This is a genomic window from Saccharopolyspora gloriosae (assembly GCF_014203325.1).
In the GTDB taxonomy this organism is placed as follows: domain Bacteria; phylum Actinomycetota; class Actinomycetes; order Mycobacteriales; family Pseudonocardiaceae; genus Saccharopolyspora_C; species Saccharopolyspora_C gloriosae.
The window spans coordinates 4,870,964-4,896,383 of record NZ_JACHIV010000001.1; the positions used below are offsets into that span (position 1 = coordinate 4,870,964).

20 protein-coding genes and 1 riboswitch are annotated in these 25,420 nt (G+C 71.1%); of the genes, 4 read left to right on the plus strand and 16 right to left on the minus strand.

Features of this window, described 5'->3' with window-relative positions:
• Nucleotide 1: 1 nt before the first annotated feature.
• Complete coding sequence (locus BJ969_RS21140; protein ID WP_246457045.1) at nucleotides 2-592, minus strand: DUF2567 domain-containing protein; 591 nt, start codon at nucleotides 590-592, stop codon at nucleotides 2-4.
• A 220-nt stretch (nucleotides 593-812) separates the two neighbouring features.
• Between BJ969_RS21140 and BJ969_RS21145 the strand changes: the two genes are divergently transcribed.
• Nucleotides 813-2,765 carry an arabinofuranosyltransferase gene (locus tag BJ969_RS21145; RefSeq protein WP_343071521.1) on the plus strand — a complete coding sequence of 651 codons (1,953 nt, stop codon included), beginning with the start codon at nucleotides 813-815 and terminating at the stop codon, nucleotides 2,763-2,765.
• Nucleotides 2,766-2,917: 152 nt separating this feature from the next.
• On the opposite strand, the gene BJ969_RS21150 is transcribed toward BJ969_RS21145, so the two are convergent.
• Together BJ969_RS21150 and dnaE are read right to left on the minus strand one after the other, a co-directional pair.
• The gene (locus tag BJ969_RS21150; protein ID WP_184481319.1) at nucleotides 2,918-4,138 is read right to left on the minus strand and encodes a cytochrome P450 family protein; all 1,221 of its coding nucleotides are present in this window, start codon (nucleotides 4,136-4,138) and stop codon (nucleotides 2,918-2,920) included.
• A gap of 174 nt (nucleotides 4,139-4,312) precedes the next feature.
• Nucleotides 4,313-7,903 carry a DNA polymerase III subunit alpha gene (dnaE, locus tag BJ969_RS21155; RefSeq protein ID WP_184481321.1) on the minus strand — a complete coding sequence of 1,197 codons (3,591 nt, stop codon included), beginning with the start codon at nucleotides 7,901-7,903 and terminating at the stop codon, nucleotides 4,313-4,315.
• Between the two features lie 350 nt (nucleotides 7,904-8,253).
• Between dnaE and BJ969_RS21160 the strand changes: the two genes are divergently transcribed.
• Entirely contained in the window at nucleotides 8,254-9,357 is a 1,104-nt protein-coding gene (locus BJ969_RS21160; protein WP_184481323.1) for an AsnC family protein, read from the plus strand.
• A 161-nt stretch (nucleotides 9,358-9,518) separates the two neighbouring features.
• On the plus strand, nucleotides 9,519-10,160 hold the full coding sequence (locus BJ969_RS21165) for a VTT domain-containing protein (RefSeq protein WP_184481325.1): 642 nt from the start codon (nucleotides 9,519-9,521) through the stop codon (nucleotides 10,158-10,160).
• A 5-nt stretch (nucleotides 10,161-10,165) separates the two neighbouring features.
• Here BJ969_RS21165 and BJ969_RS21170 read toward each other — a convergent pair whose 3' ends face one another.
• The 12 genes from BJ969_RS21170 to ftsZ form a co-directional block, all read right to left on the minus strand.
• Complete coding sequence (locus tag BJ969_RS21170) at nucleotides 10,166-10,579, minus strand: hypothetical protein (protein ID WP_184481327.1); 414 nt, start codon at nucleotides 10,577-10,579, stop codon at nucleotides 10,166-10,168.
• An 80-nt stretch (nucleotides 10,580-10,659) separates the two neighbouring features.
• Nucleotides 10,660-11,577 carry an RluA family pseudouridine synthase gene (locus BJ969_RS21175; RefSeq protein WP_184485610.1) on the minus strand — a complete coding sequence of 306 codons (918 nt, stop codon included), beginning with the start codon at nucleotides 11,575-11,577 and terminating at the stop codon, nucleotides 10,660-10,662.
• 11 nt (nucleotides 11,578-11,588) lie between these two features.
• On the minus strand, nucleotides 11,589-12,299 hold the full coding sequence (gene lspA / locus BJ969_RS21180; RefSeq protein ID WP_425503571.1) for a signal peptidase II: 711 nt from the start codon (nucleotides 12,297-12,299) through the stop codon (nucleotides 11,589-11,591).
• A gap of 43 nt (nucleotides 12,300-12,342) precedes the next feature.
• Nucleotides 12,343-13,704 (minus strand): aminotransferase class V-fold PLP-dependent enzyme, encoded by a 1,362-nt coding sequence (locus tag BJ969_RS21185; RefSeq protein ID WP_184481331.1) that lies wholly within the window; start codon nucleotides 13,702-13,704, stop codon nucleotides 12,343-12,345.
• A gap of 38 nt (nucleotides 13,705-13,742) precedes the next feature.
• Nucleotides 13,743-13,857: riboswitch (SAM riboswitch) on the minus strand.
• A 127-nt stretch (nucleotides 13,858-13,984) separates the two neighbouring features.
• Nucleotides 13,985-17,188 (minus strand): isoleucine--tRNA ligase, encoded by a 3,204-nt coding sequence (gene ileS, locus BJ969_RS21190; protein WP_184481333.1) that lies wholly within the window; start codon nucleotides 17,186-17,188, stop codon nucleotides 13,985-13,987.
• A 405-nt stretch (nucleotides 17,189-17,593) separates the two neighbouring features.
• Nucleotides 17,594-18,073 carry a hypothetical protein gene (locus BJ969_RS21195; protein WP_184481335.1) on the minus strand — a complete coding sequence of 160 codons (480 nt, stop codon included), beginning with the start codon at nucleotides 18,071-18,073 and terminating at the stop codon, nucleotides 17,594-17,596.
• A gap of 115 nt (nucleotides 18,074-18,188) precedes the next feature.
• Nucleotides 18,189-19,016 (minus strand): DivIVA-like cell division protein Wag31, encoded by an 828-nt coding sequence (gene wag31 / locus BJ969_RS21200; RefSeq protein WP_184481337.1) that lies wholly within the window; start codon nucleotides 19,014-19,016, stop codon nucleotides 18,189-18,191.
• Between the two features lie 47 nt (nucleotides 19,017-19,063).
• Nucleotides 19,064-19,363 (minus strand): YggT family protein, encoded by a 300-nt coding sequence (locus BJ969_RS21205; protein WP_184481339.1) that lies wholly within the window; start codon nucleotides 19,361-19,363, stop codon nucleotides 19,064-19,066.
• A gap of 19 nt (nucleotides 19,364-19,382) precedes the next feature.
• Nucleotides 19,383-20,030: a cell division protein SepF gene (locus tag BJ969_RS21210; RefSeq protein ID WP_184481341.1), complete on the minus strand. Its 648-nt coding sequence runs from the start codon at nucleotides 20,028-20,030 to the stop codon at nucleotides 19,383-19,385.
• Nucleotides 20,031-20,100: 70 nt separating this feature from the next.
• Entirely contained in the window at nucleotides 20,101-20,838 is a 738-nt protein-coding gene (locus BJ969_RS21215) for a YggS family pyridoxal phosphate-dependent enzyme (protein ID WP_184481343.1), read from the minus strand.
• Entirely contained in the window at nucleotides 20,835-21,554 is a 720-nt protein-coding gene (gene pgeF / locus BJ969_RS21220; RefSeq protein ID WP_184481345.1) for a peptidoglycan editing factor PgeF, read from the minus strand. The genes BJ969_RS21215 and pgeF overlap by 4 nt, the downstream gene beginning before the upstream one ends.
• Nucleotides 21,555-21,695: 141 nt before the next feature.
• Entirely contained in the window at nucleotides 21,696-23,060 is a 1,365-nt protein-coding gene (ftsZ, locus tag BJ969_RS21225) for a cell division protein FtsZ (protein ID WP_184481347.1), read from the minus strand.
• 442 nt (nucleotides 23,061-23,502) lie between these two features.
• Between ftsZ and BJ969_RS21230 the strand changes: the two genes are divergently transcribed.
• Complete coding sequence (locus BJ969_RS21230; RefSeq protein WP_184481349.1) at nucleotides 23,503-24,411, plus strand: SDR family oxidoreductase; 909 nt, start codon at nucleotides 23,503-23,505, stop codon at nucleotides 24,409-24,411.
• Here the strand turns inward: BJ969_RS21230 and BJ969_RS21235 are convergent.
• A complete protein-coding gene (locus BJ969_RS21235) occupies nucleotides 24,354-25,376 on the minus strand; it encodes a helix-turn-helix transcriptional regulator (protein ID WP_184481351.1) in 1,023 nt (340 codons plus the stop codon). The genes BJ969_RS21230 and BJ969_RS21235 overlap by 58 nt on opposite strands.
• Nucleotides 25,377-25,420 lie beyond the last annotated feature (44 nt).

Genomic DNA, 25,420 nt, shown 5'->3' on the forward strand with positions numbered 1-25,420 from the left:
GTCAGCTGCGTCGTCCGAGGTCGTCGAAGCCGTTCCAGGAGGCGGCCAGGCCGTAGCCGAGCGCCATCGCCATGGGCTGGACGACGACGGCCCACGCGGTGGGTGCTTCCGGGGGCACGGTGAGTGAGTCGCCGACGGTGAGCCCGGTGGGCCACGGGTAGAGCTCGGCGGCGAAGGTCGTGCCCATCCGGATCGCCAGCCAGGACGACACGAGCGAGCCGAGCACGGCGGCCACCAGCAGCACCGGCCCGCGACGGCGGCGGAAGGTCCACAGCACGGCGGCCGTGACGAGTCCGGTCCCGAAGGCGACGAGCAGGAACATCGCGAGGGCGTCGAAGCCGTGGTAGCTCTCGACGATCTGCGCGGGCACCGGAGTGCCCGCGCGGCCGAGCACGCTGCCCTGCGGTGGGGCGATCCGCGACCACACCCAGCCCAGCGGCAACCCGAGCAACGCCACGAGCGACAGGGTGCTCAGCGCGGGCAGCAGGTCCGTGCGCACCGCGACGCGCGTCGCCCGGTGGGCTCGTTCGGACGGCCGCACCGGCTCAGCGGGTTCGGGTGTTTCGCTGGTCTCGACCGTTCCTGATGGCAACAGCCGCCCCTCCTATCGTGGTGTGGCAAGCGCTGAGCACCCTAGCGGGTGATCGTCGGCACCCGGCCAGGCGCGGCGCGGGCGCCCGGCGGGCATCCTCTATTCTGCGCGGGCGCCCTGTCCCCCACCGCCGAAGGACCGAAATCACGTGGCGGGAACCTTGCCGAGTCCGGTGTTGACCGGACCCCGACCGATCGATGCACCGCGCCAGGATTCGGCTGTGCGACTTCCACTGCGCAGCGCGGTTTCCGAGTTGCTCGCGGGTTCGGCGGTCGCCGCGGTGATCAGCCTCGCCCTGCAGTTCGCGGTGGCACGACTGGGCATCAGCGAACCGAGCTTCGCGCCGGAGGCGTTGGCCTCGCTCGGCGCGGGCCTGGTGCTGTTGATCACGTTCGGCCTGCTGGCGTTCGGCCGCCACCGCTTCCCGCGGCCGGTGCGACTCGCCGGGACGTGGGCGGCGTTGTCGGCGTTCACGACGCTGGCGCTGGCGATCCCGCTGCAGGCGACGCGGTACTACTTCGGCGGTTCGTCCACCGACAACGGCTTCCGCTTGCAGTACATGACGCGGATGGCGTCGACGTGGGGCTTGTCGGACATGAACTACGCGGACACCGCCCCGTACTACCCCGGTGGCTGGTTCTGGCTCGGTGGCAGGTTCGCGAACCTGCTGGGCTGGGAGGGCTGGGCGGCCTACAAGCCCTACGCGTTGATCTGGGTGGCGGTGACGAGCGTCGTCGCGTTCACGTTGTGGAGCGTCGTGGTGCGGCGGCGCTTGGCCTTGCTGGCCGCGGTGGTGACGTCGCTCGCGGGGATGCTGCACGGCATCGAGGAGCCCTACGCGTGGCCGTCGGCGGCGTGGCTGGCTCCGATCGCGGTGCTGACCTGGCACGCGATGCGGCGCGAGCAGCGGGCACCGCGCTGGACGTTGATCTGCGTCGGCGGGTACGTCGGTTTCGCGGCGGTCACCTACACGCTGCACTTCGGCTTCGCGGTGCTGCTGATCGTGGCGATGGCCGTGGTGGCGGGCGTGTCCCGGGTGCGCCGCGGCGAGGCCGGGTGGGCCACGACGAAGCGGATGTTCCTGCGGTTGCTGCCGATCGGCATCGTCAGCGCCGTCATCTCGCTGCTGGTGTGGGCGCCGTACGTGCTGGCGACGCACGTCTTCACCGACAATCCGCGCAGCGCGGCGCTGCACTACCTGCCGGAGGACGGTTCGTTCCTGCCGGTGCCGATGACGGACGCGAGCGCGTTCGGCGCGTTGTGCCTGGCCGGGTTCGCCTGGTTGATCGTGCGCGCCCGCAGCAGCGAGGTCGCCGGCGCGATGCTGACCTTGGTCATCGCGATCTACGCGTGGTTCGGCTTGTCCACGCTGGCGCTGGTGGCGAAGACGACGTTGCTGGCGTTCCGGCTGAACGTGATCTTGGGCGTGGTGCTGGCGGTGGCCGGGGTCTTCGCCCTGCTGGAGTTCATCGGGTGGGTCCGGGACCGCGTGGACGTCGGCTACGCGGCGCGGATCACGACGCTGTCGTGCGCGCTGGGGCTGTTGGGCGCGATCACGTTGACCCAGGGCGCCATCGGGACCGCGCTGGCCACCTCCACGGAGCAGGCCTACGAGGACTACTACCCGACCGGCGACAACGCGAAGGGCGCGCGCGATCCGGAGAAGACCGGTTCGTGGGCCGACGACGTCTACCGCGAGATCTCGCGGCTCACCGGCCGCCCGCCGCAGCGGGATCTGCTGCTGAGCACGGACTACAAGCTGATGTCGTTCCGCCCGTACTGGGGTTTCCAGCAGGAGACCCCGCACTACGCGAACCCGCTCGCCGATTACGACGAGCGCGCCGCGGAGATCGAGCGGTGGACGAAGGCCCGCACCGCTCCGGAACTGGTGGAGTTGTTGCGGCGCAGCGAGTTCACCGCGCCGAACGTGTTCGTGCTGCGCAACCCGGCGAGCCCGGTGGCGTCCGAGGCGGACCGGGAGCGCGCCGCGGATCCGTCGGACGAGAACGCGGGGAAGCTGGCGCTGAACTTGAAGGGCGACGCGTTCCCGCAGTTGCCGAACGTCCGGGACTACGACGTGCACTTCGACCCGGCTGTGTTCGACGGCCCGCAGTTCGAACGCCGCGACGTCGGCCCGTACACGATCATCGCGGTACGCGAGAACGTGCGCTGAGCAGCGTCACCGAGCAAGACCACCGGCGGCTTCCTCGTGCGGGCGGCGTTTCCCCGTGGCTGTGCCATGAGGGGAACGATCCCGTGACGAGGAAGCCGCCGAAGTTCCGCTAGCCGGGGATGCCGCCGCGGTTCCCTTCGCGGGGACTCCTGTCACCGAAGCCGGATCGGCAGCTCTTCCAGGCCGTGCACGAGGGTGCTGGGCCGCCAGCGGAGTTCGGCGGGGTCCACGCCGAGGCTCAGGTCGGGGTACCGCTCCAGCAGTCGCCGCACCGCGACGCGCGCTTCGAGCCGGGCCAGCGACGCGCCCAGGCAGAAGTGGATGCCGTGGCCGAATCCGAGGTGCCCGGTCGCGGAGCGCGCCGGGTCGAATTCCGCCGCGCGTTCGAAGCGCCGCTCGTCCCGGTTGGCCGAGCCGAGGGCCACGAGCACCAGTTCATCGGCGGGGATCTCCACGTCGCCGAGCCGCACGGGCTCGGCGGTGTAGCGCATCGTCGCCAGGTTGACGGGGCTCTCGTGCCGCAGGGTCTCTTCGATCGCGTCGTCCACGAGCGCCGGGTCGGCCCGGACTTCGGCGAGCCGTTGCGGATTGCGCAGCAGGTCGTAGACGCAGTTCCCGATCAGGTTCACGGTGGTCTCGTGCCCGGCGACCAGCAGCAGGAACACCATCGAGATCAGTTCGGGTTCGGTGAGCCGGTCCTCGCCGTCGGCGACTTCGATCAGCGCGCTGATCAGGTCGTCGCCCGGTGCCACGCGCTTGCGGGCGACCAGTTCCGCGATGTACTCGCCGATGCTGCGTCCGGCCGAGTTCACCGAGTCGGCGTCCACGCCGTTGATCAGCGCGGTGGTCCACTTCTTGAAGTCGTCGTGGCGGTCCTCTTCCACGCCGAGCATCTCGGAGATCACCGTGATGGGCAGCGGGAAGGCGAACTGGTCCAGCAGTTCGACTTCGGCGGTGCCGGCGAGGTCGTCGAGGAGCCGCGCGGTGATCTCTTCGATGCGCGGCCGGAGGTCGTCGACGCGGCGCGGCGTGAAGCCCTTGAGGACCAGTTTCCGCAGCCGGGTGTGGTCCGGCGGGTCGGTGTTGAGCAGGTGCGATTGGAGGTCGTCGACGTATTCGACGCGGTGCGCGCCGGGTTCCACCTGGGCGTCGATGGCCTTCTTGATGCCGTCGACGCCCTTGCTGAGCCCGGGGTGGGACAGCGCCTGCCGGGCTTCGGCGTAGCGGGTGACCACCCACACGGGAATGCCTGCGCGGCTGAGGACGCGCCGGGCCGGTGCTTCGGCCCGCAGTCTGGCGTACTTCACGTACGGGTCCTGCATGAACGCGTCGTCGAGGACGGGCAGGGCGGAGTTGTCCGTGGTGGCGGGCATCGCTTCCCCTCGGGTCTGAGGCTGTCGCGGGCAAGTCAACTCGTTCCGCGCTGAGAGATCCCTCAGATTCGGCAGCGGGCGCTTGCGGACCGTCCGCACGCATTTGCCCCGAACCGCCCGAACGGGACGGAGGAGGGGCCGCCCGGCACGCGGACGGCCCCTCGGTTCACCGGCTCAGAACGCTTCGAAGCAGCCCGCGCCGAGCAGTCCCTTGAGCTCGCCCTGCAGCCCGTTCTCCGTGGACACGAAGTAGTCGCTGGACAGCGCCAGCCGCGTCACCCCGCGCGGTCCGCTGAGCTTCACGTGCACGGGGACGTCGCCGGTGTGCGCCCGCAGGGTGCGCTTGAGCTCCCCGACCAGGGACTTGTCCACTCGGCTGGCCGGAACCTTGATCACGAACGCGGGGCTGGTGCCGGGGTCGGTCTCGGCCGCGGAGATGTCGACCGGCAGCGCGTCGGAGGCGAAGACGCTGATCGCGCCCTCCCGCTCGTTGATGCGCCCCTTGACGGCGATGGCGGTGTCCTCCACCAGGCAGTCCGCGAACATCTCGTAGGACTTGGGGAAGAACAGCACTTCGACGCTGGCGTCGAGGTCTTCGAGGGTGACGATCGCCCAGGGGCTGCCGTTCTTGTTGATGCGCCGCTGGATTCCCGAGATCATCCCGGCGATCTTGCACTGGTCCTTGCCGTCCCCGGAGCTCTGCCGCTCACCGCCGACGAGGTGGGCGATGCCGGTGTCCTGGTACGGCGCGAGCAACCGCTCGGCCCCGTCCAGCGGGTGCGCGGAGACGTAGAGGCCGAGCATTTCCCGTTCGTAGGCGAGCAGTTGCTTGCGCGGCCACTCCTCGGGGGTGAACTGCAGGTGCGCCAGCGGCGAGGAGTCCTCGGAGGCCTCGTCGTCGGAACCGCCGCCGAACAGGTCGAACTGCCCGAGCGCCTCCTGCCGCTTGAGCCCGATCACCGCGTCGACGGCGGCTTCGTGGTGCTGCGACAGCGACATCCGGGTGTGCCCGAGCGAGTCGAACGCGCCTGCCTTGATCAGCGATTCGATGACCCGCTTGTTGCACGCCACCGTCTCGGACTTGTCGAGGAAGTCGGTGAACGAGGTGTAGCGGCTCTTCTCCTCGCGGACCTTGCAGATGGAGGCGACGACGTTGGAGCCGACGTTGCGGATCGCGGTGAGCCCGAAGCGGATGTCGGAGCCGACGGCGGTGAAGTTGTTGCGGGAGTCGTTGACGTCCGGTGAGAGCACCTTCACGCCCATGCGGCGGCATTCGGCGAGGTACACGGCCATCTTGTCCTTGTTGTCACCGTTGGAGGTGAGCAGCCCCGCCATGTACTCGGCCGGGTAGTTCGCCTTCAGGTACGCCGTCCAGTAGGCCACGAGGGCGTAGCCGGCCGCGTGCGACTTGTTGAACGCGTACCCGGCGAACGGCAGGACCGTGGACCACAGCTTGTCGATGGCCTCGTCGCTGAACCCCATGCCGAGCATGCCGTCGCGGAAGCCCTCGAACTCCTGGTCCAGCACGGACTTCTTCTTCTTGCCCATGGCGCGGCGCAGGATGTCGGCTCGCCCGAGGCTGTACCCGGCGACCTTCTGCGCGATCGCCATGATCTGTTCCTGGTAGACGATCAGGCCGTAGGTCTCGGCGAGAATGTCCTTGAGCGGCTCTTCGAGTTCCGGGTGGATCGGTTCGACGGGCTTCTTGCCGTTCTTGCGGTCGGCGTAGTCGAGGTGCGCGTTGACCTCCATCGGGCCCGGCCGGTACAGCGCGTTGGCCGCCACCACGTCGCCGAACTCGGTGGGCTGCATGCGCTTGAGCAGTTCCCGCATGCCGCCGCCTTCGAGCTGGAACACGCCCAGGCTCTCGCCGCGCGCCAGCAGCTCGTAGGTGGCCTTGTCGTCGAGGCCGAGGGTGGAGAGGTCGATCTCCAGGTCGTGGTTGGTCTTCACCGATTCCAGGGCGTCGCCGAGGATCGTGAGGTTCGACAGCCCCAGGAAGTCCATCTTCAGCAGGCCGATGGCCTCGCACGACGGGTAGTCCCAGCCGGTGATCACGGAGCCGTCGTCGCGCTGCCACAGCGGGACGGTGCCCAGCAGGTCCTGGGAGGACAGGATGACCGCGCAGGCGTGCACGCCGGCGTTGCGGATCAGGCCTTCGAGGCCGCGCGCGGTGTCGAAGATCTGCGAGACGGCCTGGTCGGTCTCGATGAGGCTGCGCACTTCGGAGGCTTCGGCGTAGCGCTCGTGCTGCGGGTCGACGATGCCCGACAGCGGGATGTCCTTGGCGGCGATCGGCGGCGGCAGCGCCTTGGAGATCTTGTCCGCGATCGCGAAGCCCGGCTGGCCGTGGTGCACCCGCGCGGAGTCCTTGATCGCCGCCTTCGTCTTGATCTTGCCGAAGGTGATGACCTGGGCGACCTTGCCGCGACCGTACTTGTCGATGGCGTACTGCAGCACCTCGTCGCGGCGCCGGTCGTCGAAGTCGAGGTCGATGTCGGGCGGGGAGTCGCGCTCCGGGTTCAGGAACCGCTCGAAGATCAGCCCGTGTTCGAGGGGGTCCAGGTTCGTGATGTGCAGGATGTAGGCCAGCAGCGACCCCGCGGCCGAACCACGGCCCGGCCCGACGTGGATGCCCTGCGACTTCGCCCACCGGGTCACGTCACCGACGACGAGGAAGTACGCGCAGTAGCCCTTCTTGTCCAGCACGTCGAGTTCGACGTCGACCCGGTCCAGCACGTCCTGGCTGGGCCCGTCCGGGTAGCGGCTGGGCAGGAATTCCTCGACCTCGGCGCGCAGCTGCTCCAGCTCGGACTGGCCGCCTTCGACGGTGACGCGCGGCATCCGGTCCTGGAAGCTCCACACGTCCTCGTAGGACTCGACCATCTCCGCGACCAGCAGCGTGTTGTCCGCGGCGCCGGGGACCTCCTCGTCCCAGTACTGCCGCATCTCCTCGGCGGATTTGAGGTAGTAGCCGTCGCCGTCGAACTTGAACCGGCTGGAGTCGCTGAGCGTCTTGCCGGACTGCACGCACAGCAGCGCGCCGTGCGACTCGGCCTGGTCGGCGGTGACGTAGTGGCTGTCGTTGGTCGCCAGCGGCTTGAGGTTCAGCTCACCGGCGATCTTTAGCAGGTTCTCCCGCACCGAGCGTTCGATGGGCAGCCCGTGGTCCATCAGCTCGAGGAAGAAGTTCTCGGCGCCGAAGATGTCCTTGTAGTCGGAGGCGGCCTGCAGCGCTTCCTTGTACTGCCGCAGCCGCAGCCGGGTCTGCACCTCGCCGGACGGGCAGCCGGTGGTCGCGATGATCCCCTCGGAGAACTCGGCGATCAGCTCCCGGTCCATCCGCGGCTTGCGGTACTGGCCTTCCATGCTGGCGCGGCTGGAGAGCGTGAACAGGTTGCGCAGCCCGGTCGCGTTGCGCGCCACCATCGTCATGTGCGTGTAGGCGCCGGCGCCGGAGACGTCACCGCCCTCGCCGTACTCGTCGGTGCCGCGCTGCTTGGCCTCGCCCCAGAACACCGGCTTCTTGTGGTAGCGGCTGTTCGGCGCGATGTAGGCCTCGATGCCGATGATCGGCTTGATGCCGGTCTTCTTCGCCTGCTGGTAGAACTCGTCCGCGCCGAACATGTTGCCGTGGTCGGTCATGCCCACCGCGGGCATCTCCAGCCGCTTCGCCTCCTCGAACAGCGGGGCGACCTTCGCCGCACCGTCGAGCATCGAGTACTCGGTGTGCACGTGGAGATGAACGAAGGGATCGACGGGCACGGGGCATCCTCCTGCGCGATCGGCCGGAACGAGCGCGGACCGTTCGGCGGCGTCTCCTGGGCGCGGGCGCGCGAACCGGCCGGGGGAACCGGTCTCGGATCGCGGGTGCGCGACACCGGTCGAATCGACGGTGCGAGAACCACAGGGGACGGCCGCGGCGGTGCCGGACCGAGACAGCCTAACGCCACGGCGCGATCCACTCGGCGACCCTCCCTGGCGCGCCGCGGATCGGCTCCGGACGTGATCGATCCCGAATGCGACGAGCTCGGCGGACCGTGCTCGGGAAGTCCCGCGCCGAACTCTCCGCCCTTGCGGACGGTGATCGATCCGAGGGGGTAGCGTGGCTTGCCGTGGCTGCACCTGATCCCGTGGACGTCCGTCTGCTGACCGCCGTCGCCGAATCCGGCCGTGCGGCGGTGCACGAGCTCGCGGGACGGCTCGGCATGGACGTCCGGGACGTCGCCGCCCGGCTCGCGGTGTTATCCACGACCGGGCTGCCGATGGTGGTCGGCGTGGAGTGCGATCCGGTCGGCATCCGCAACGCCGTGGCCGCCGCGAACGCCTGGACCCAGGCCAACAGCGGTGGCTACCCGGTGTCCGGCCCGTACCCGGTGCAGAACCAGCCCAGCGGTGGCTACCAGGTGCACGGCGGCCCGAGCGGTTCCCACAGCGGCAGGCAGCAGGGCCCGGGTGGCGCACCCAGCGGACCGCAGCCGTTCACCCCGGCCGGTCCGCCCCCGTCGTTCGGCCAGCAGGGCCAGCAGGCACCGCCGCCGCAACCGGCTCCGCAGCAGCCCGCGCCACCGATGAACACCTGGGGACCGCCGGGGTCGGCCTCGTGGGCGCGAGGGGACCAGCCGTCCGCGCCGCACACCGGTCAGCCCCAGTCCGCCGGTCAGACCCAGTCCACCGGCCAGGCCCAGTCCGGGCCTGCTTCCGGGCCGCAGCAGGCGAATCCGCAGCACCCGCAGGTGGCGAACGCGAACGCGCCCACCGCGAAGACCCCCGCGCCGGGCCGGCCCGCGTCGGCCCGCACCGGCAAAGTCGGGGGCAAGTTGGACGTGGACGGCCTGGAGGGCGAGCGGATCACCATCCAGCTCGTGGAGGTCGTCGATCCGGCCGATTTCCTGTTCACCGCCGCCGGCTACCAGCTGCAGGAGGGCGAGCGCGCGGTGGTCGTGCACACGGAGCTGACCAACCGCAGCCCGATGCCGTTCACCTCGCTGCCGGACCTGTACCTGGTCCTGGTGGCCGAGGACGGCTCCACGATCGGCAAGGCGCCGGTGTCGTTGTCCTCCCGGCCGCCGCACCGCATCGGCGTGCCGCCGGGCGAGACCGCAGGCGGCCACACCGTCTACGTGCTCCCGGACGAGACGGAACTCTCCGCGGTCCGCTGGACGCCGCGCCCCGGTGACGAGCAGCGCACCTTGACCTGGGACATCACCGACCTCTGACGGCTCTCCGCGGCGAGCGGGGCCGCCGGAGTTCAGCACCCCGGCTCCGCCGCGAGCCGTTTCCGGGTCGCCCCAGGGTCATCCCGCACGTGTTGTTCACTTCCGGTCTTTAGCGTCGGAGTCGCCCGGCAGCACTTCCGAGCCGACTCTGGGGATCGATCGTGTCCGACGCCGTCCTGGACCTCGTGCACGCCGCGATGGGGTCGCCGTGGATCTACCTGGCGCTCGTCGCGTACGTCGCGCTCGACGCGGTGCTGCCGAGCGTTCCCGGCGAAGTGCTGGTGGTGACCTGCGGGGTGTTCGCGATGACCGGTACGCCGAACCTGGCCGGGGTGATCGCGGCGGGCGCGGCCGGCGGATTCGCCGGTGATCACCTCGCGTACCTGCTGGGCAGGCGCGCGGGCGGCGCACTGCTGACCCGGCTGCCACCGGGATCGCGGCGCCGGAGGCCGTTCGAGTGGGCCCGGCGCGCGCTGGCCCGGCGCGGCGGCTCGATCCTGATCGTGTGCCGGTTCGTGCCGGGTTGCCGCACCGCGGCGGCGATGACCGCCGGGACGATCGGGATGCCGCTGCGCCTGTTCAGCGGCTGCGCGGCGCTCGGCGCCACCGCCTACTCGGCGTACTTCACGCTGGTCGGCTGCTTGGGCGGCGCGGTGTTCCGGGACCACCCGTTGCCCGCGGTGCTGCTGGGAATCGGTTCGGCCCTGGTGATCGCCGGTGTCGTCGAGCTGATCCGCCTCGTGCTGCGCGGGCGCTCAGCGCGGCGGGCCGAGCCGGAGCGCGTCCCCGTCGGCGTGGACTGAGCCGGTCACCGGCGGCGGCGCATCCAGCCGAGCGCACCACCGCGGTCCTGCGGTTCCTGGCGCTCCCGCCGCTGCAACGTGGGCCAGTCGCCCGCGTCACCGGCCGCGTCACCGGCGGGGTCGGCGCCGAGCACGGCGGGACCGGCGCGGCCGACGTCTTCGGCTGCGAGCAGTTCCGCCAGGCCCATCGCCCCCTGCTCGGCGGGCGCACGCTCGGCGTCCGGGCCCCGCACCTCGGATTCCGGCCCGGGGGTGGCACGGTGATCCGCGCGTTCGTCGGGCAGGCGCACCGGTCCCGTGGCCCGTTCCGATTCCACGGGACCGGAGCCTTCGGTCAGCAGCGACCCGCTCCAGGACATGCCCATCGGCGGTGTCGGCGTCTCGTCGGCGAACTCCCGACGCTGATCACCTTGGGTCATCGCCCCTCCCCCATGATCCCGGGTGTTTCCCCCAAACTACGCGATCCCGCCCGCTGCCCGGCGAAGTCGATCAGCGGGCGTTACGCGTCCTGCGCGCGCAGGGTGTCGATCGCGTCCTGCAGGTCCGCGGGGTATTCACTGGTGAACGTCACCCAGCTGCCGTCGGCGGGGTGGTCGAAGCCGAGCATCCGCGCGTGCAGCCACTGCCGGGTCAGGCCCAGCTTGCGCGCGAGCACCGGGTCCGCGCCGTAGGTCAGGTCCCCGGCGCAGGGGTGGCGCACCGCCGAGAAGTGCACCCGGATCTGGTGGGTGCGCCCGGTCTCCAGCTTCACGTCCACCAGCGACGCGGCGCGGAACGCCTCCACCGTCTCGTAGTGGGTGATGCTGGGCTTGCCGCCGCTGACCACGGCGAACTTGTAGTCGTGCCGGGGGTGCCGGTCGATCGGCGCGTCGATGGTGCCGCTGCTCGGATCGGGATGTCCCTGCACGAGCGCGTGGTAGCGCTTCTCCACGGTGCGTTCCTTGAAGGCCCGCTTGAGCACCGTGTAGGCGTGCTCGCTCTTGGACACGACCATGACGCCGGTGGTGCCCGCGTCGAGCCGGTGCACCACGCCTTGCCGCTCGGCCGCGCCGGAGGTCGCGATCCGGACCCCGGCGGCGGCGAGCCCCCCGATCACCGTCGGCCCTTCCCAGCCGGGGCTGGGGTGCACGGCGACGCCGATCGGCTTGTCCACGACGACGATGTCGTCGTCCTGGTGGAGGATCTTCAGGCCGTCCACCGGAACGGCGACGACCTCGGGTTCCGGCCGGGCCGGGGGCAGCGTGACCTCCAGCAGCCCGCCCGCCATGAGCCGATCGGACTTGCCGACCTGGGCGCCGTCGAGCAGCACTTCCCCGGATTCGGCGAGTCCGGCGACCGTGCTCCGCGACATCCCGAGCAGCTTCGCCAGGCCCGCGTCGACCCTCATGCCTTCCAACCCGTCCGGAACGGGGAGCATCCGCGATTCGCTCACGCCTGGTCCTCGCGCTTCTTGCGCACGTGCACGGTGCCGTCGTAGTCCCGGCCGAGCAGCGACATGAGGACCACGAGGATTCCGCCGCACACGATGGAGGAGTCGGCGACGTTGAACACCGGCCACACGCTGCCGTCCGGCGCGAACAGCGACACGAAGTCCACGACGTGCCCGCGCAGCGGCCCCGGAGCCCGGAACAACCGGTCCACCAGGTTGCCGCAGGCGCCGCCGAGCACCAGTCCGAGGCCGATGGCCCAGCCGGTGGAGCGCAGCTTCGGCGCCAGCCACACGATCACTCCGACGACCACGATCGCCAGCAGCGCGAGCAGCCAGGTCATCCCGGTCGCCAGCGAGAACGCCGCCCCCGGGTTGCGCACCAGCACGAGGTAGACCGCGCCGCCGAACAGCTTCGTCGGCGGCTGGTTCTCCAGCGCCGCGACCGCGGCGACCTTCGTGAGCACGTCCGCGGTGAGCAGCACCGCGGCGACGCCGAACAGCAGCGCGAGCAGCTTGCGCGGCTGCGGCGAGCGCACCGCGGTGTCCCCGGTCGCCGGCTCGGCCTGCTCCGCGGCGTCCTGCTCACCGGAGGGCTGCTGGCCCGAGGACTGCGTCGGTCCCGACGCGGCGGATCCCGGCTCGGAGGCGTCCGCTCCGCTCGTGGCGGGGTTCGTTCCGGGCCGGTCGGGGTCGGACTGCTCGGTGTTCACCCGGCCCATTCTCCCCGACCGCGGATCGGCCGCTCACAGCGGCTCACACCAGCGAGGCAGGGAACTCCCGCGGGTCGTCCACCGGGGCCCACCGCCCGTCGACCTGCTCGTAGCGCCACTGCGGCCCGTAGGCCACGAGTCCGCGCAGGGCTCGCACGATGCGGTCCACGTGCTCGACGGTGGTGCCGAGCCCGAGGCTGATGCGGACGGCGCGCTGCTCACCGGAACCGGCCAGCAGGTGCCGCACCGCGCGGTGCGCGCAGAACAGCCCGTCCCGCACCCCGATCCCGTGCTCGGCCGCCAGGGCCGCCGCGATCAGGCCGGGGTCGTGACCGTCGACGATGAAGCCGACCACGCCGACCCGGTCGTGCTCGGCGCCGAACAGGCTCAGCTCGCGCAGCCCCGGCACGCCGCGAAGTCCGCGGCGCAGGCGCTGCAGCAGCAGTTCCTCGTGCCCGGTGATCGCGTCCGCGTGGTCGGCGAGCGCGGCGCACGCCGTGGCGAGCGCGTGCACGCCCACGGTGTTCGGCGAGCCCGCCTCGTGCCGTTCGGGACCGGTGTTCCAGTCGATCTCCCCGGTGTCCGGCACCGAGCGGGTCGCGCCGCCGCCCGCCAGGTAGGGCTCGGCGGCGTCCAGCCAGTCGTCCCGGCCGATGAGCGCGCCCGCGCCGAACGGCGCGTACAGCTTGTGCCCGGACAGCACCACGTGGTCCACGCCGAGTTCCGCGATCCGCACCGGGCGGTGCGGGGCGAGCTGGGCGGCGTCGAGGACGGTCCGCGCCCCGTGCCGCCGGGCGACCCGCGCGAGCTCGGCGACCGGCCACACCTCGCCGGTCACGTTGGAGGCACCGGTGAGCACGGCGAGCTTCGGCCCGTCGGCGCAGTCGGCGAGCGCGGCGTCGAGCAGCCGCACCGCGTCCTGCGGGTCGGCGGGGATGCCGAGCGTGCGCACCCGGTCCCCTGCCCACGGCAGCAGCGCGGCGTGGTGCTCGGTGTCGAAGACGACGACGGAGGTGTCGGCGGGCAGCGCCGTCGCCAGCAGGTTCAGCGAGTCGGTGGTGTTCCGGGTGAAGATCACCGAGTCGGTGCGGCGGGCGCCGACGAACCGGCGCAGCACGTCCCGCGCCCCCTCGTAGACCCGCGTGCAGACCTGCGAGGCGAACCCGGCGCCGCGGTGCACGCTGGCGTACCAGGGCAGCAGTTCGTTCACGGCGTCGCGCACCGCGGTCAGGCAGGGCGCGCTGGCACCGTGGTCCAGGTTGGCGTATTCGATGGATCCGCCGGTGACGAGCGGGACCCGCAGCTGGGCGCCGACGACGGCGGGAACGGTCGGAACCGAGTCCACGATGGACCAGATCGGGATTCCGGCGGTCTCGTCACGGCTGGAGCGGACGGCTGACGACACGATGCCTCCTGGGGCCTCACCGGGCCCGGAGCATTCGGGGCCCGCGCTTGCCGATCGCCCTGCGCGATCGGCCAGGTCCTCACCCGGGGCACCCCACCGCGGTAGGAGGGTTGCCGGCCAGCAAACCGGGGTTTCCCGCTGGCACTCATGACCTTCGACGCGAAACTCTAAGGATCGGTCGTGCGACGCGCAACCGTCCCGCGCGAAGTGGGATCCGCGCCACGCCCGATCCGGACGGGCTCCCCTTTGTCGGAGGGGAACCCGCCCGGAACCGTTTCGCTCAGACCCGTTCGACGCCGACCGAGACGGCGACGCCGTCACCGACGCTGCCCGCGAAGCCGCCGTCGGCCGCACCGGCTTCGACGACGTCCGCCAGCGTCTCCGCGGCGATGAACTCCCGGTGCGCGTCGACGGCCGCCAGCACCTCCGCCGAGGCGGAGACGGCGACGCGGATCCGGTCGGAGACCTCGAATCCGGCGTCCCGGCGCGCCTGCTGCACGACGCGGACCACGTCGCGCGCGACGCCTTCGGCCGCCAGTTCCGGGGTGACCGCGCAGTCCAGCACGACCAGCCCGCTGCCGCCCGGCAGCGCCGCCGCGGCCCCGTCGTCGGTGGACACCAGGCGTTCGGTGAACTCGCCGTCCTGCAGCTCCGTCCCGTCGGCCACCACCGCGCCCGCCGGGGTGCGGGTCCAGTTCCCGGACTTCACCGCCTTGATCACGCGCTGGACGTCCTTGCCGAGGCGAGGTCCGGCGGCGCGGGCGTTCACCGCGATCTCGAACCGGCCGTGCGCGGCCACGTCGGTGGTCAGCTCGACCTCCTTGACGTTGACCTCGTCGCGCACGAGGTCGGCGAACGGCCGCAGCGACTCCGCCTCCGGCACCGCCACGACGAGCTTCGCCAGCGGCAGCCGCACCCGCAGCGTGTTCGCCTTGCGCAGTGCCAGCGCCGACGAGCACACCTGCCGCACCCGGTCCATCGCCGAGACCAGCGCCGGGTCGGCGGGCAGTTCGTCGACCAGCGGCCAGTCCGCGAGGTGCACCGACCGGCCGCCGGTGAGCCCGCGCCACACGGCTTCCGCGGTCAGCGGCAGCAGCGGCGCCACGACCCGGCTGACCACTTCGAGCACGGTGTGCAGCGTGTCCACCGCGTCGGCGTCACCCGCCCAGAACCGGTCGCGGGAGCGCCGCACGTACCAGTTCGTCAGCACCTCCAGGAAGTCCCGGACGCTGCCGCAGGCACCCGCCAGGTCGAAGGCGTCCATCGCGGCCTGCACGTCGCCGACGAGCTCGTGGGTCTTGGCCAGCACGTAGCGGTCCAGCACGTGCGTGCTGTCCGTGCGGTGCCTGCCCTCGACGCCTTCGGCGTTCGCGTACAGCGCCAGGAAGTACCACGAGTTCCACAGCGGCAGCACCGCTTGGCGCACCGCGTCCCGGATGCCGCGTTCGGTGACCACCAGGTCACCGCCGCGCAGGATCGGGCTGGACATCAGGAACCAGCGCATCGCGTCGGAGCCGTCCCGGTCGAACACCTCGTTGACGTCCGGGTAGTTTCGCTTCGACTTCGACATCTTCATGCCGTCGTCGCCGAGCACGATGCCGTGCGCGGCCACGTTGGAGAACGCCGGGCGGTCGAACAACGCCGTGGCCAGCACGTGCAACGTGTAGAACCAGCCGCGGGTCTGCCCGTTGTACTCGACGATGAAGTCGCCCGGGTAGTGGTGCTCGAACCACTCGGCGTTCTCGAACGGGTAGTGCACCTGGGCGAACGGCATCGCACCGGACTCGAACCAGCAGTCCAGCACCTCCGGCACCCGGCGCATCGTGGACGCGCCCGACGGGTCGTCCGGGTTCGGCCGGGTCAGCTCGTCGATGTTCGGCCGGTGCAGGTCCGCCGGCCGCACCCCGAAGTCGCGCTCCAGCTCGTCCAGCGAGCCGTACACGTCGGTGCGCGGGAACGCCGGGTCGTCGGAGACCCACACGGGAAGCGGCGAGCCCCAGTACCGGTTCCGCGAGATGTTCCAGTCCCTCGCGTTGGACAGCCACTTGCCGAACTGGCCGTCCTGGATGTGCGAGGGAACCCAGTTGATCTGCTGGTTGAGCTCGACCATGCGGTCCCGGAACTGGGTCACGCCCACGAACCAGGAGGACACGGCGCGCTGGATCAGCGCGTTGTCGCAGCGCCAGCAGTGCGGGTAGGGGTGGTCGTAGGTCTCGTGCCGCAGCAGCAGCCCGGCTTCCTTGAGGTCCCGGATGATCGGCTTGTTCGCCTCGAACACCTGCAGGCCCTCGTAGGGCGCCACTTCGGAGGTGAACTTGCCGTGCGCGTCGACCGGGACGACCGGCTCGATGCCGTGCGCGTCGGTGACGAGCTTGTCGTCCTCACCGAAGGCGGGCGCGATGTGCACGATGCCGGTGCCGTCCTCGGTGGTGACATAGTCCGCCGCCAGCACCTGGTGGGCGTTGGTGTGCCCCGCGAAGAAGTCGAACGGCGGCCGGTAGGTCGTGCCCAGCAGCTCGGTGCCGGCGAACCGGGCGACGACCCGGTCCGCCACGTCCTCGCCCAGTTCCCGCGCGTACGCGCCCAGCCGGGCCTCGGCGAGCACGTAGCGCTCGGCGCCCTGCCCCGGCTCGACCAGCACGTAGTCCACGTCCGGGTGCACGGCGGCCGCCAGGTTCGACGGCAGCGTCCACGGGGTCGTCGTCCACACCAGCGCCAGCGCGCCGTCGAACGCCTTGCCCGGCGCGGCGAGGCGCAGGCCCACGGTCACCGCGGGGTCCTGGCGCTGCCGGTAGGTGTCGTCCATCCGCGTCTCGGTGTTCGACAGCGGCGTCTCGCAGCGCCAGCAGTACCAGAGCACCCGGAAGCCCTCGTAGATCAGACCCTTGTCCCACAGGGTCTTGAACGCCCACATGACGCTTTCCATGTAGTCGAGGTCGAGCGTCTTGTAGTCGTTGTCGAAGTCCACCCAGCGCGCCTGGCGGGTGACGTAGTCCTCCCACTCGCCGGTGTAGCGCAGCACGGAGGCGCGGCAGGCGTCGTTGAACTCGGCGACGCCCATCGTCTCGATCTCGGACTTGGACGTGATGCCGAGCTGCTTCTCGGCTTCGACCTCGGCGGGCAGCCCGTGGCAGTCCCAGCCGAACCGGCGCTCCACCCGGCGGCCGCGCATCGTCTGGTAGCGCGGCACCGCGTCCTTCACGTACCCGGTGAGCAGGTGCCCGTAGTGCGGCAGGCCGTTGGCGAAGGGCGGGCCGTCGTAGAAGACGAATTCGTTGGAGCCGTGCGTCCCGGCTTCCCGCGACCGCACGCTCTCCTGGAACGTCCCGTCCTGGGACCAGAAGTCCAGCACTTCCCGCTCGACCTGCGGGAACGACGGTTGCGCGGCGACGCCACGTTCTGGGGCCGGGCGCTCCTGATCCGGGCGCTCCTGGGCAGTGCCCTCGGCGGACGTGCCGCCGAAGCGGACCTTCGGATAAGCCATCGCGGGTGTACTCCTCGCCGGTGTGTCGTCATCAGCCGCACGGACATCTGACTCGATGCCCACACGGGGACGACACGGCGCGCGACCGACCGGCCGCCCGCGTCCCGCGGTACCACCCCGCTTGCCGCCGCTGGTCGCGGCGGCCACTCGTTGCCGGCTGTGACGGGCCGAACCCGTCCGGTTCTACTGGGGCGGCCGCGAGGCGCGGTGCACCCGTTCTTCCGGAAGCTCCCCGGTGATGGCCGGATCAACGCCGAATGCGGGCCGGTCGCTCCCCGGCGACCAGCCCGCATTCAGCATAACCATCCGATGCCACCTGTTTTCCGCGACCACCGGTAACGGCCCTCGGTTCGAGATCAGGCGCCCAGGGGGGCCCTGGGCAGCTGCTCGACGTTCGGGCCGATCTCAGCGCGCGGCGCGCGCCTGACCCGCCAGCACCGCGTCCGGGGTGCATCGGGCGCACGCGGTGAAGCCCAGTTCCCTGGCTTCACGCACCGGCAAGCCCTGCACTTCCAGGTCGCCGAGCCACTGACAGCTCGACAGGTGGTAGCGGGGGCGTTCGTCGACCACCACGACCTCGTCGTCGGATTCGGACACCAGCAGCGCGTCCGCCGCGTCGGTGTCCTCCTCGTCCGGCTCGTCGTGCTCGGCGGTGTCGTCGTCGGCCTGCGCCGTCGAGTCCTGCCCCGCCTCGCTCTCGGTCGCGGGCTCCGGCGACGACGAGCTCGCTTCCCGTCGCCGCCGAATCCGCTGCACCACGAGCAACGCCGCGGCCAGCACGCTGAGCAGCACCGACAACCACGCCCATTCGGGCTGGTCGATCAGCACCGACGTCACCAGCACGCCACCGGCCGCCAGGACCAGGATCAGCACTACCAACAACACGCCGAAATCTCCTTCACCGCACCGTTCGGGGACCCCCTTGTCCCCTCCGCAGCCCGCCACCCGCGGCACCCCTGCCGCAGGGCGGTTCGAGGCCGGCGGATCCGGTCACCGACCGCTAGCCGGCTTCGGCGGCACGTGCTCCGAAGCTGTAGGTGTTCTGCTGGCTCGCCGAACGGCTGCCGCTCTCGGCGGGTGCCGCCGATCCGCGGTCCTGCAGCTCACGCAGCTGCGACTCCAGGTAGGTCTGCAACCTGGTGCGGTACTCGCGCTCGAACGTGCGCAAGGTGTCGATCTTCTTCTCCAGCGCGTTCTTCTCCTGAGTGATGTTGCCCATCACCTCGGCGTGCTTGCGCTGCGCGTCGCGTTCCAGACCGGCGGCCTTCTCCCGGGCCTGCCGCTCCAGCGTCTCGGCCCGGGTCCGGGCGTCGTTGAGCATCGTCTCGGCCCGGGTGCGGGCCTCGTTGACCATGCTGTCGGACTTCGACCGGGCGTCCGAGAGCAACTGCTCGGACTTGGTGCGGGCCTCGGAGAGCATGCCGTCGGCCTCGGCCTTGGCTTCGCCGGTGAGCCGGTCGGCCATCTCCTGGGCGAGCCCCAGGACCTTGGCCGCCTGCACGTGGTGATCACCCCCCGGCGAGGTCTGCTCGGCCGCGGTGGGGGCCGGGACCGGCGCGAGCCGGCGCGGTTCCTCCACCGGAGCGGGGGCGGCGGGAACCGCGGACGCCTGACTGCGGGCGTCGTCGAGGTCGACCTGCGCGGTCTGCAGCTGGTTCTCCAGCTGCTCCATCTGGCTGCGCAGATCGTTGTTCTCCTCCACCAACCGAGCGAGCTCGGCTTCAACCAGGTCGAGGAACGCGTCCACCTCGTCCTCGTTGTAACCGCGCTTCCCAATCGGCGGTTTACTGAACGCGACGTTATGCACGTCGGCGGGGGTCAGGCCCACAAGATCACCTCACGCACTCTTCGGCTGCGGGTCACCCGGGTTCCCCGTTACCCGGACTGCGCCCATAGTTTCAACAGCAGCTGCATCAGTATGAACACAACCAGCAGCAGCACCATAATGGATAGGTCCAGCCCTACACCGCCGATCCGGACCGTCGGGATCACCCGACGCAGCAGCCGGATCGGCGGGTCGGTCACTGTGTAGATGCTCTCCAACGCGATTGCAACCCCTCCAGCGGGGCGCCAGTCGCGGGCGAACACCCGGACGAGCTCGATCACGATACGGGCCGTGAGCAGCAGCCAGAAGAAGAAGACCGCGTAATAAAGGACGATCAGCGCGAGTTCCACAGCTCAACTCTGCCACCGGTCAGCCGTAGTTGAAAAAGGCACCCTCGGCCAAGCGGCGCTTGTCCTCGGCTGCGACGTCCACGTTGGGCGGTGAGAGCAAGAACACCCGGTTGGTCACCTTCTCGATCGAACCGCGCATCGCGAAGGCCAGACCTGCGGCGAAGTCGACCAGACGCTTCGCGTCCGCTTCGTCCATCTCCGTCAGGTTCATGATCACCGGAGTGCCGTCCCGGTACTGCTCCCCGATCGTGCGGGCCTCGCTGTAGCTGCGAGGATGCAGAGTTGTGATCTTGCTCAAGTTGAAGTGGCTGCCGGTGTCGGTGACCGCGCGCAGCCGGGAGACGGACTCCCGCTCGGCGGCGGTCCGCGCCGCGGTCTCCGGCGACCACTGCCTGCGCGGCGGTTTGACCTCGCGGTACTCCTCGCCGCGGTGGCCGGTGTCCCGGCGCGGCGCGTCCCGGCTGCCGTGGTCGTCGAAGCCCTCGTCGGCCTCGGCCTCGTCCTGGTAGCCACCGCGCACCCCGACACGCCGACGTCCACCGACGCGGTCCGCGGGCGAGTCGTACTCGTCGGCGTCCCCGTAGCGGTCGATGTCGTCGTCGAACTCGTCGACTTCGTCGGCAGGCACCATGCCGAAGTAGGCCTTCAGCTTGTGCATCGTGCTCATCGGCGTGCCCTTCTTCCGCGACTCCTTCGAGCCGAGCGCGGTTCGACCGGCTTTCGACCCTCCGCCCAGGCTACGGCGAGATTAGCCGTCGCCCTCCCAGCAGCGCCGTTCCGACACGCACCCGAGTGGAGCCGTGCGCCACAGCACTCTCCAGATCACCGCTCATTCCCGCTGAGATCTCCCCAGCCTCGGGGAAGTCACGACGCAGCTGCGTAGCGATCAAGGAAAGTGTGTTGAACGCCACGCCCGACTGGGTGGACTGCGGCGCCACTGCCATCACTCCGCGCAACCGGAGTTCACTCGTCGTCGTGATGGCCTCCGCGAGCGGCAGCACCTCGCCCGGCGCGCAGCCGCCCCGGCCCGCAGCCTCGTCCAGGTTCACCTGAACGAGAACTTCGAGCGGGCGTGTCCGCTCCCCCGCTTCGAGGGCGTTGCGGACGGCTCCGGACAGCGCTTCCACCAGCCGCGGGCTGTCCACCGACTCCACGACGTCGGCCCAGCGGGCCACCGACCGCGCCTTGTTCCGCTGCAGCTGCCCGACCATGTGCCAGCGAGCTCCCGCGTCCGGGCGCAGCTCGTCGAACTCGGCGACCTTCGGCCGCGCCTCCTGCTCGCGGTTCTCCGCGAACGAGGTGAGCCCCAGATCGGCCAGCAGCGCCACGTCCCGCGCAGGGAAGGTCTTGGTGACCGCCAGCAACTCGACGTCCTCCGCCGGCCGCCCGGCGGCCGCACAGGCCGCGTCGAGGCGCTGGCGCACCTCGCTCAGCGACTCGGCCAGTTCCGCGCGGCGGCGGTCGTCCTCGCTCACGACTCCTCCTCCGGCTCCGCCCACACCACTGCCGCGAACCTGCCCGTGCGGGGCCCGTCGCGGCGGTGGCTGAACAGCTCGCGGGTCTCCATGGTGCAGCGCGGATCAACCCCGATCTTCGCGATGCCCGCACCTGCCAGCTGCTCCCAGAGCCCGGCGCGCAGGTCCAGCCCCGGAGTGCCTTTGCGGGTGCGGCAAGCGCTGCCCGGCAGGTACTCCTCGACGTCGTCGCGCATCGCGGCGGGGACCTCGTAGCACCGGCCGCACGCGGCGGGCCCGAGCAGCGCCTCGATGTCGTCGAGCCGGGCGCCCGCTTCCCGCATGGTCTTCAGCGCTTCCACGAGCACGCCCACCCGCGCGCCGACGCGTCCCGCGTGCACCGCGGCCACGACCCCGGTCACCGGATCGCCCAGCAGCACAGGCACGCAGTCCGCGGTCAGCGCCGCCAGCGCGAGCCGGGGCCGGGCGGTCACCAGCGCGTCGGTGGCCTCCACCGGCTCCGGCTGCGGCCCGTCGACGAGCGCGGCGCTCTTGCCGTGGATCTGCTCCATCCAGACGAGCCGGTCCGGTCCCAGGCCGATCCCGTCGGCGAGCTTGCGCTCGTTGGCGGCCAGCGCGGCGGGATCGTCACCGACCCGGCCGCCGAGGTTGAACGAGTCGAACGGCGGTGCCGAGCTGCCGCCTTCCCGCGTGGTGATCACGCGCCGGATCCGCACTCTGTCACTCCCGATCTCGAGGGTTCGTCGCCGACTGGCGAAGTGCCGCCGTGCGGCGTGCTCCGCGCCGGAGCCGCGCACATGAATGGGCACCGGGACGATGTCGTCCCGGTGCCCATTCTCGCCTACGCGTGCGGGCGATCAGCGCCGCATGAACGGAGGAATGTCCACGTCGTCGTCGTTGTCGTCGGCGACCGGCATCGGGCGGGACGGCAGCTGGCCGCTCATGCCCTGGGTGCCGGTGTGCGACGGGTAGCCGCCGCTGGACCGGGTCGGCACCGACACGCCGGGCGTGCCGCCTTCGCCGTAGCCCTGGCGCGGCTCGTAGCTCTGCTGCTGGCCGTACTGCTCCCGCGGCTCGGGCTGCGGGGCCGGTGCGGGCGGCGGAGCCTGTTCCGCGGCGGGCTGGGCCGGCTGCGGAGCGGGTGCCGGGGGCGGTTCCGGAGCGGGTTCGCTGGTGCTGTCGACGACCTGGCCTTCGGTGACCTGCCCGGCTTCGCCACCGGCGACGGTGTCGCGCCCGCCGACCTTGGTCGGCTCGAGCTTCTTGTGCGTGGGGGCGCCCGCGTCGAACCCGGCGGCGATCACGGTGACCCGCACTTCGTCGCCGAGCGAGTCGTCGATCACCGTACCGAAGATGATGTTGGCTTCGGGGTGCGCGGATTCCTGCACCAGCGAGGCCGATTCGTTGATCTCGAACAGGCCGAGGTCGGAACCGCCCGCTATGGCCAGCAGGACGCCGTGCGCGCCTTCCATCGAGGCTTCCAGCAGCGGCGAGTTGATCGCCTTCTGCGCGGCCTGCACGGCTCTGCCCTCCCCGCGCGCGGAGCCGATGCCCATCAAGGCGCTGCCCGCCCCGGACATGACGCTCTTGACGTCGGCGAAGTCGAGGTTGATCAGACCCGGCGTGGTGATCAGGTCGGTGATGCCCTGCACACCGGACAGCAGCACCTCGTCCGCGGAGCGGAAGGCGTCCATCAGGCTGACCCCGATGTCGCCGAGCTGCAGCAGCCGGTCGTTCGGGATCACGATGAGCGTGTCGCAGCAGTCGCGGAGTTCCTTGATCCCCTGCTCGGCCTGGTTGGCCCGGCGCTTGCCCTCGAACGAGAACGGCCGGGTGACCACGCCGATGGTCAGCGCGCCGAGCTTGCGCGCGACGTCGGCGATCACGGGGGCGCCACCGGTGCCGGTGCCGCCGCCTTCGCCTGCGGTCACGAACACCATGTCGGCGCCCTTGAGGACCTCTTCGATCTCTTCCTTGTGGTCCTCGGCGGCCTTGTGCCCGACCTCGGGGGCGGCGCCTGCGCCGAGCCCGCGGGTCAGCTCGCGGCCGATGTCCAGTTTTACGTCGGCATCGGACATGAGCAGGGCCTGGGCGTCGGTGTTCACCGCGATGAACTCGACGCCCTTGAGCCCGACCTCGATCATGCGGTTCACGGCGTTGACACCGCCGCCGCCGATGCCGACGACCTTGATCACCGCTAGATAGTTGTGCGGGGGCGTCATCGGGTCCGCCTTCCTGATCGTGGCTGAGCGCTCTGCGTTGCTCGGACCGCCGCGGGTGCGGTCACCGTGGGAACCGGACAGGTGTCCGGAGCCGGCACGGGCACCGGCCGTTGCCGGGATGTTCCCGTGCGAGCACAAGATCGAAACGCGGTCAACCCCGTACCCGGTGCGGACCGTAGGCTTGCCCGCGCCACCGCGTCCAGCAGCCACGCCGGGAGTTCTCCCAGGTGTGTCATGCCACCCACGTCGCAGATCCGCCTCGACCGTCGTTCTCGCCTGCGCGGTGATCCACGTCCGCGATCACCACCGTTCACCGTACCGCGCGCCCGGGCACGCCGGGCGGCCCACTCGAAAACAATGGCGAGGAAATCCCGACGGCGGTTGTCCGGATTCGCCGCCAGCATCGGTCGAGCAGGTGGAGGGCCGATGAGGGAGCACGACGATGAATCAGCCGCTGCGCGGGAAGATCGCGCTGGTCGCAGGCGCTACGCGAGGTGCGGGACGGGGGATCGCGGTGGAGCTCGGCGCCGCGGGCGCCACGGTGTACGGGTCGGGCCGCACGACGCGCGAGCAACGTTCCGAGTACGACCGGCCGGAGTCCATTGAGGACACGGCCGAGCTGGTCACGGCCGCGGGCGGCGAGGGGATCGCGGTCCGGGCGGACCACGCGGCGCCCGCGGACGTCGAGGAGCTGGTGGCTCGGATCGAGCGGGAGCAGGGGCGGCTCGATCTGCTGGTCAACGATCTCGGTGGGGAGAACCTGACCGACTGGAACAAGCCGGTGTGGGAGCACTCGCTGGACATCGGCCTGCGGCGGTTGCGGGTGGGCATCGAGGCGCACCTGATCACCAGCCACTTCGCGCTGCGGTTGTTGTCCCGGACGCCGGGTGGGCTGGTGGTGGAGCTCACCGACGGCACCTCGGAGTACAACGAGCGCTACCGCGGGGAGCTGGGCGCGTTCTTCGATGTGACCAAGATCGCCGCGAGCAGGATGGCGTTCGGGCTCGCGGAGGAACTGCGCCCGCACGGCAGCACGGCGGTCGCGGTCACGCCGGGCTGGTTGCGCTCGGAGATGATGCTGGAGCTGTTCGGCGTCACCGAGCAGAACTGGCGGGAGGCCACCGAACCGCACTTCGGCATCTCGGAGACGCCGCGCTTCGTCGGCCGGGGCGTCGCGGCGATGGCGGCTGATCCGGAGGTGTCGCGCTGGGCGGGCCGGACGCTGTCGAGCATCGAGCTGGCGCGGTTCTACGAGTTCACCGACGTGGACGGTTCGCGGCCGGACTCGTGGCGCTACATCACCGAGGTCGTGGAAGCGGGTCTGCCGGAGGACGTCACCGGGTACCGCTGATCCGCCGCGTAGAGCTCGGCGAGGGCGGCGGCCGACCGGGCCATCCGCTCGCGCAGCGGTTCGGGCGCGAGCACGCGCACGTCCGATCCGAGCCCGAGCAGCTGCTCGTGGGCGACGTCGAGGGATTCGACGGGCAGGGTGGTGGTCACCCACCCCTGCTCGTCGGGTTCGCCCGCCGCCGCGCGGGCGTCGGCGGCCGACGGGTGCCCGACGTGGACGTGCAGCGCGCGCAGTCCGGCGGGGCTGATCCGCACCGCGATCTCGTCCCGCAGCAGGGCGCGGGCGAACTCGGCGCCGCGGCGCGCCCAGAACTCGGGCAGCGCGAAGCTCTCGTCCCGGTGGAACGGTTCGGCGAGCTCGACCTGCCGGAACCGGTCGGCGCGGTAGACGCGGAAGTCGCCGCCGGTGCGACCGGCGAGGTACCAGACGCCCGCTTTGAGCACGAGGCCGTGCGGTTCGATCTCGCGGTGCACGTCGTGCTCGCCGCGCCGGTAGACGGCCCGCAGCGCGCGGTCCTGCCACACGGCGTCGGCGAGCTCCGCCAGCAGCGGCGGGGCCGCCGCATCCCGGAACCAGCCGGGCGCGTCCAGGTGGAAGCGGCCGGAGACGCGGTCGGGCACGTCCCGGTGGCCGGGCGCGAGCGCGGCGGAGATCTTGCGGCGGGCGCTGGAGACGGCGTCGGTGAGCCCCATGTCGGCGGCGGGCCCGGGAATCCCGGCCAGCAGCAGCGCTTCCGCTTCGGCGCGGTGCAGGCCGGTGAGCCGGGTGCGGTAGCCGCCGAGCAGCCGGTAGCCGCCGTGGCGGCCGCGTTCGGCGTGGATCGGCACGCCCGCTTCGGAGAGCGCGAGCACGTCCCTGACGACGGTGCGTTCGGTGACCTCCAGCTCCGCGGCGAGCGCGGGCCCGGTCATGGTGCCCCTGGATTGCAGCAGCAGCACCAGTGAGATCAGCCTCGCCGCCCGCATCGCGCTCCCCTCCCCGCCCGTCGCCGCAACGCTACGGCGAACCC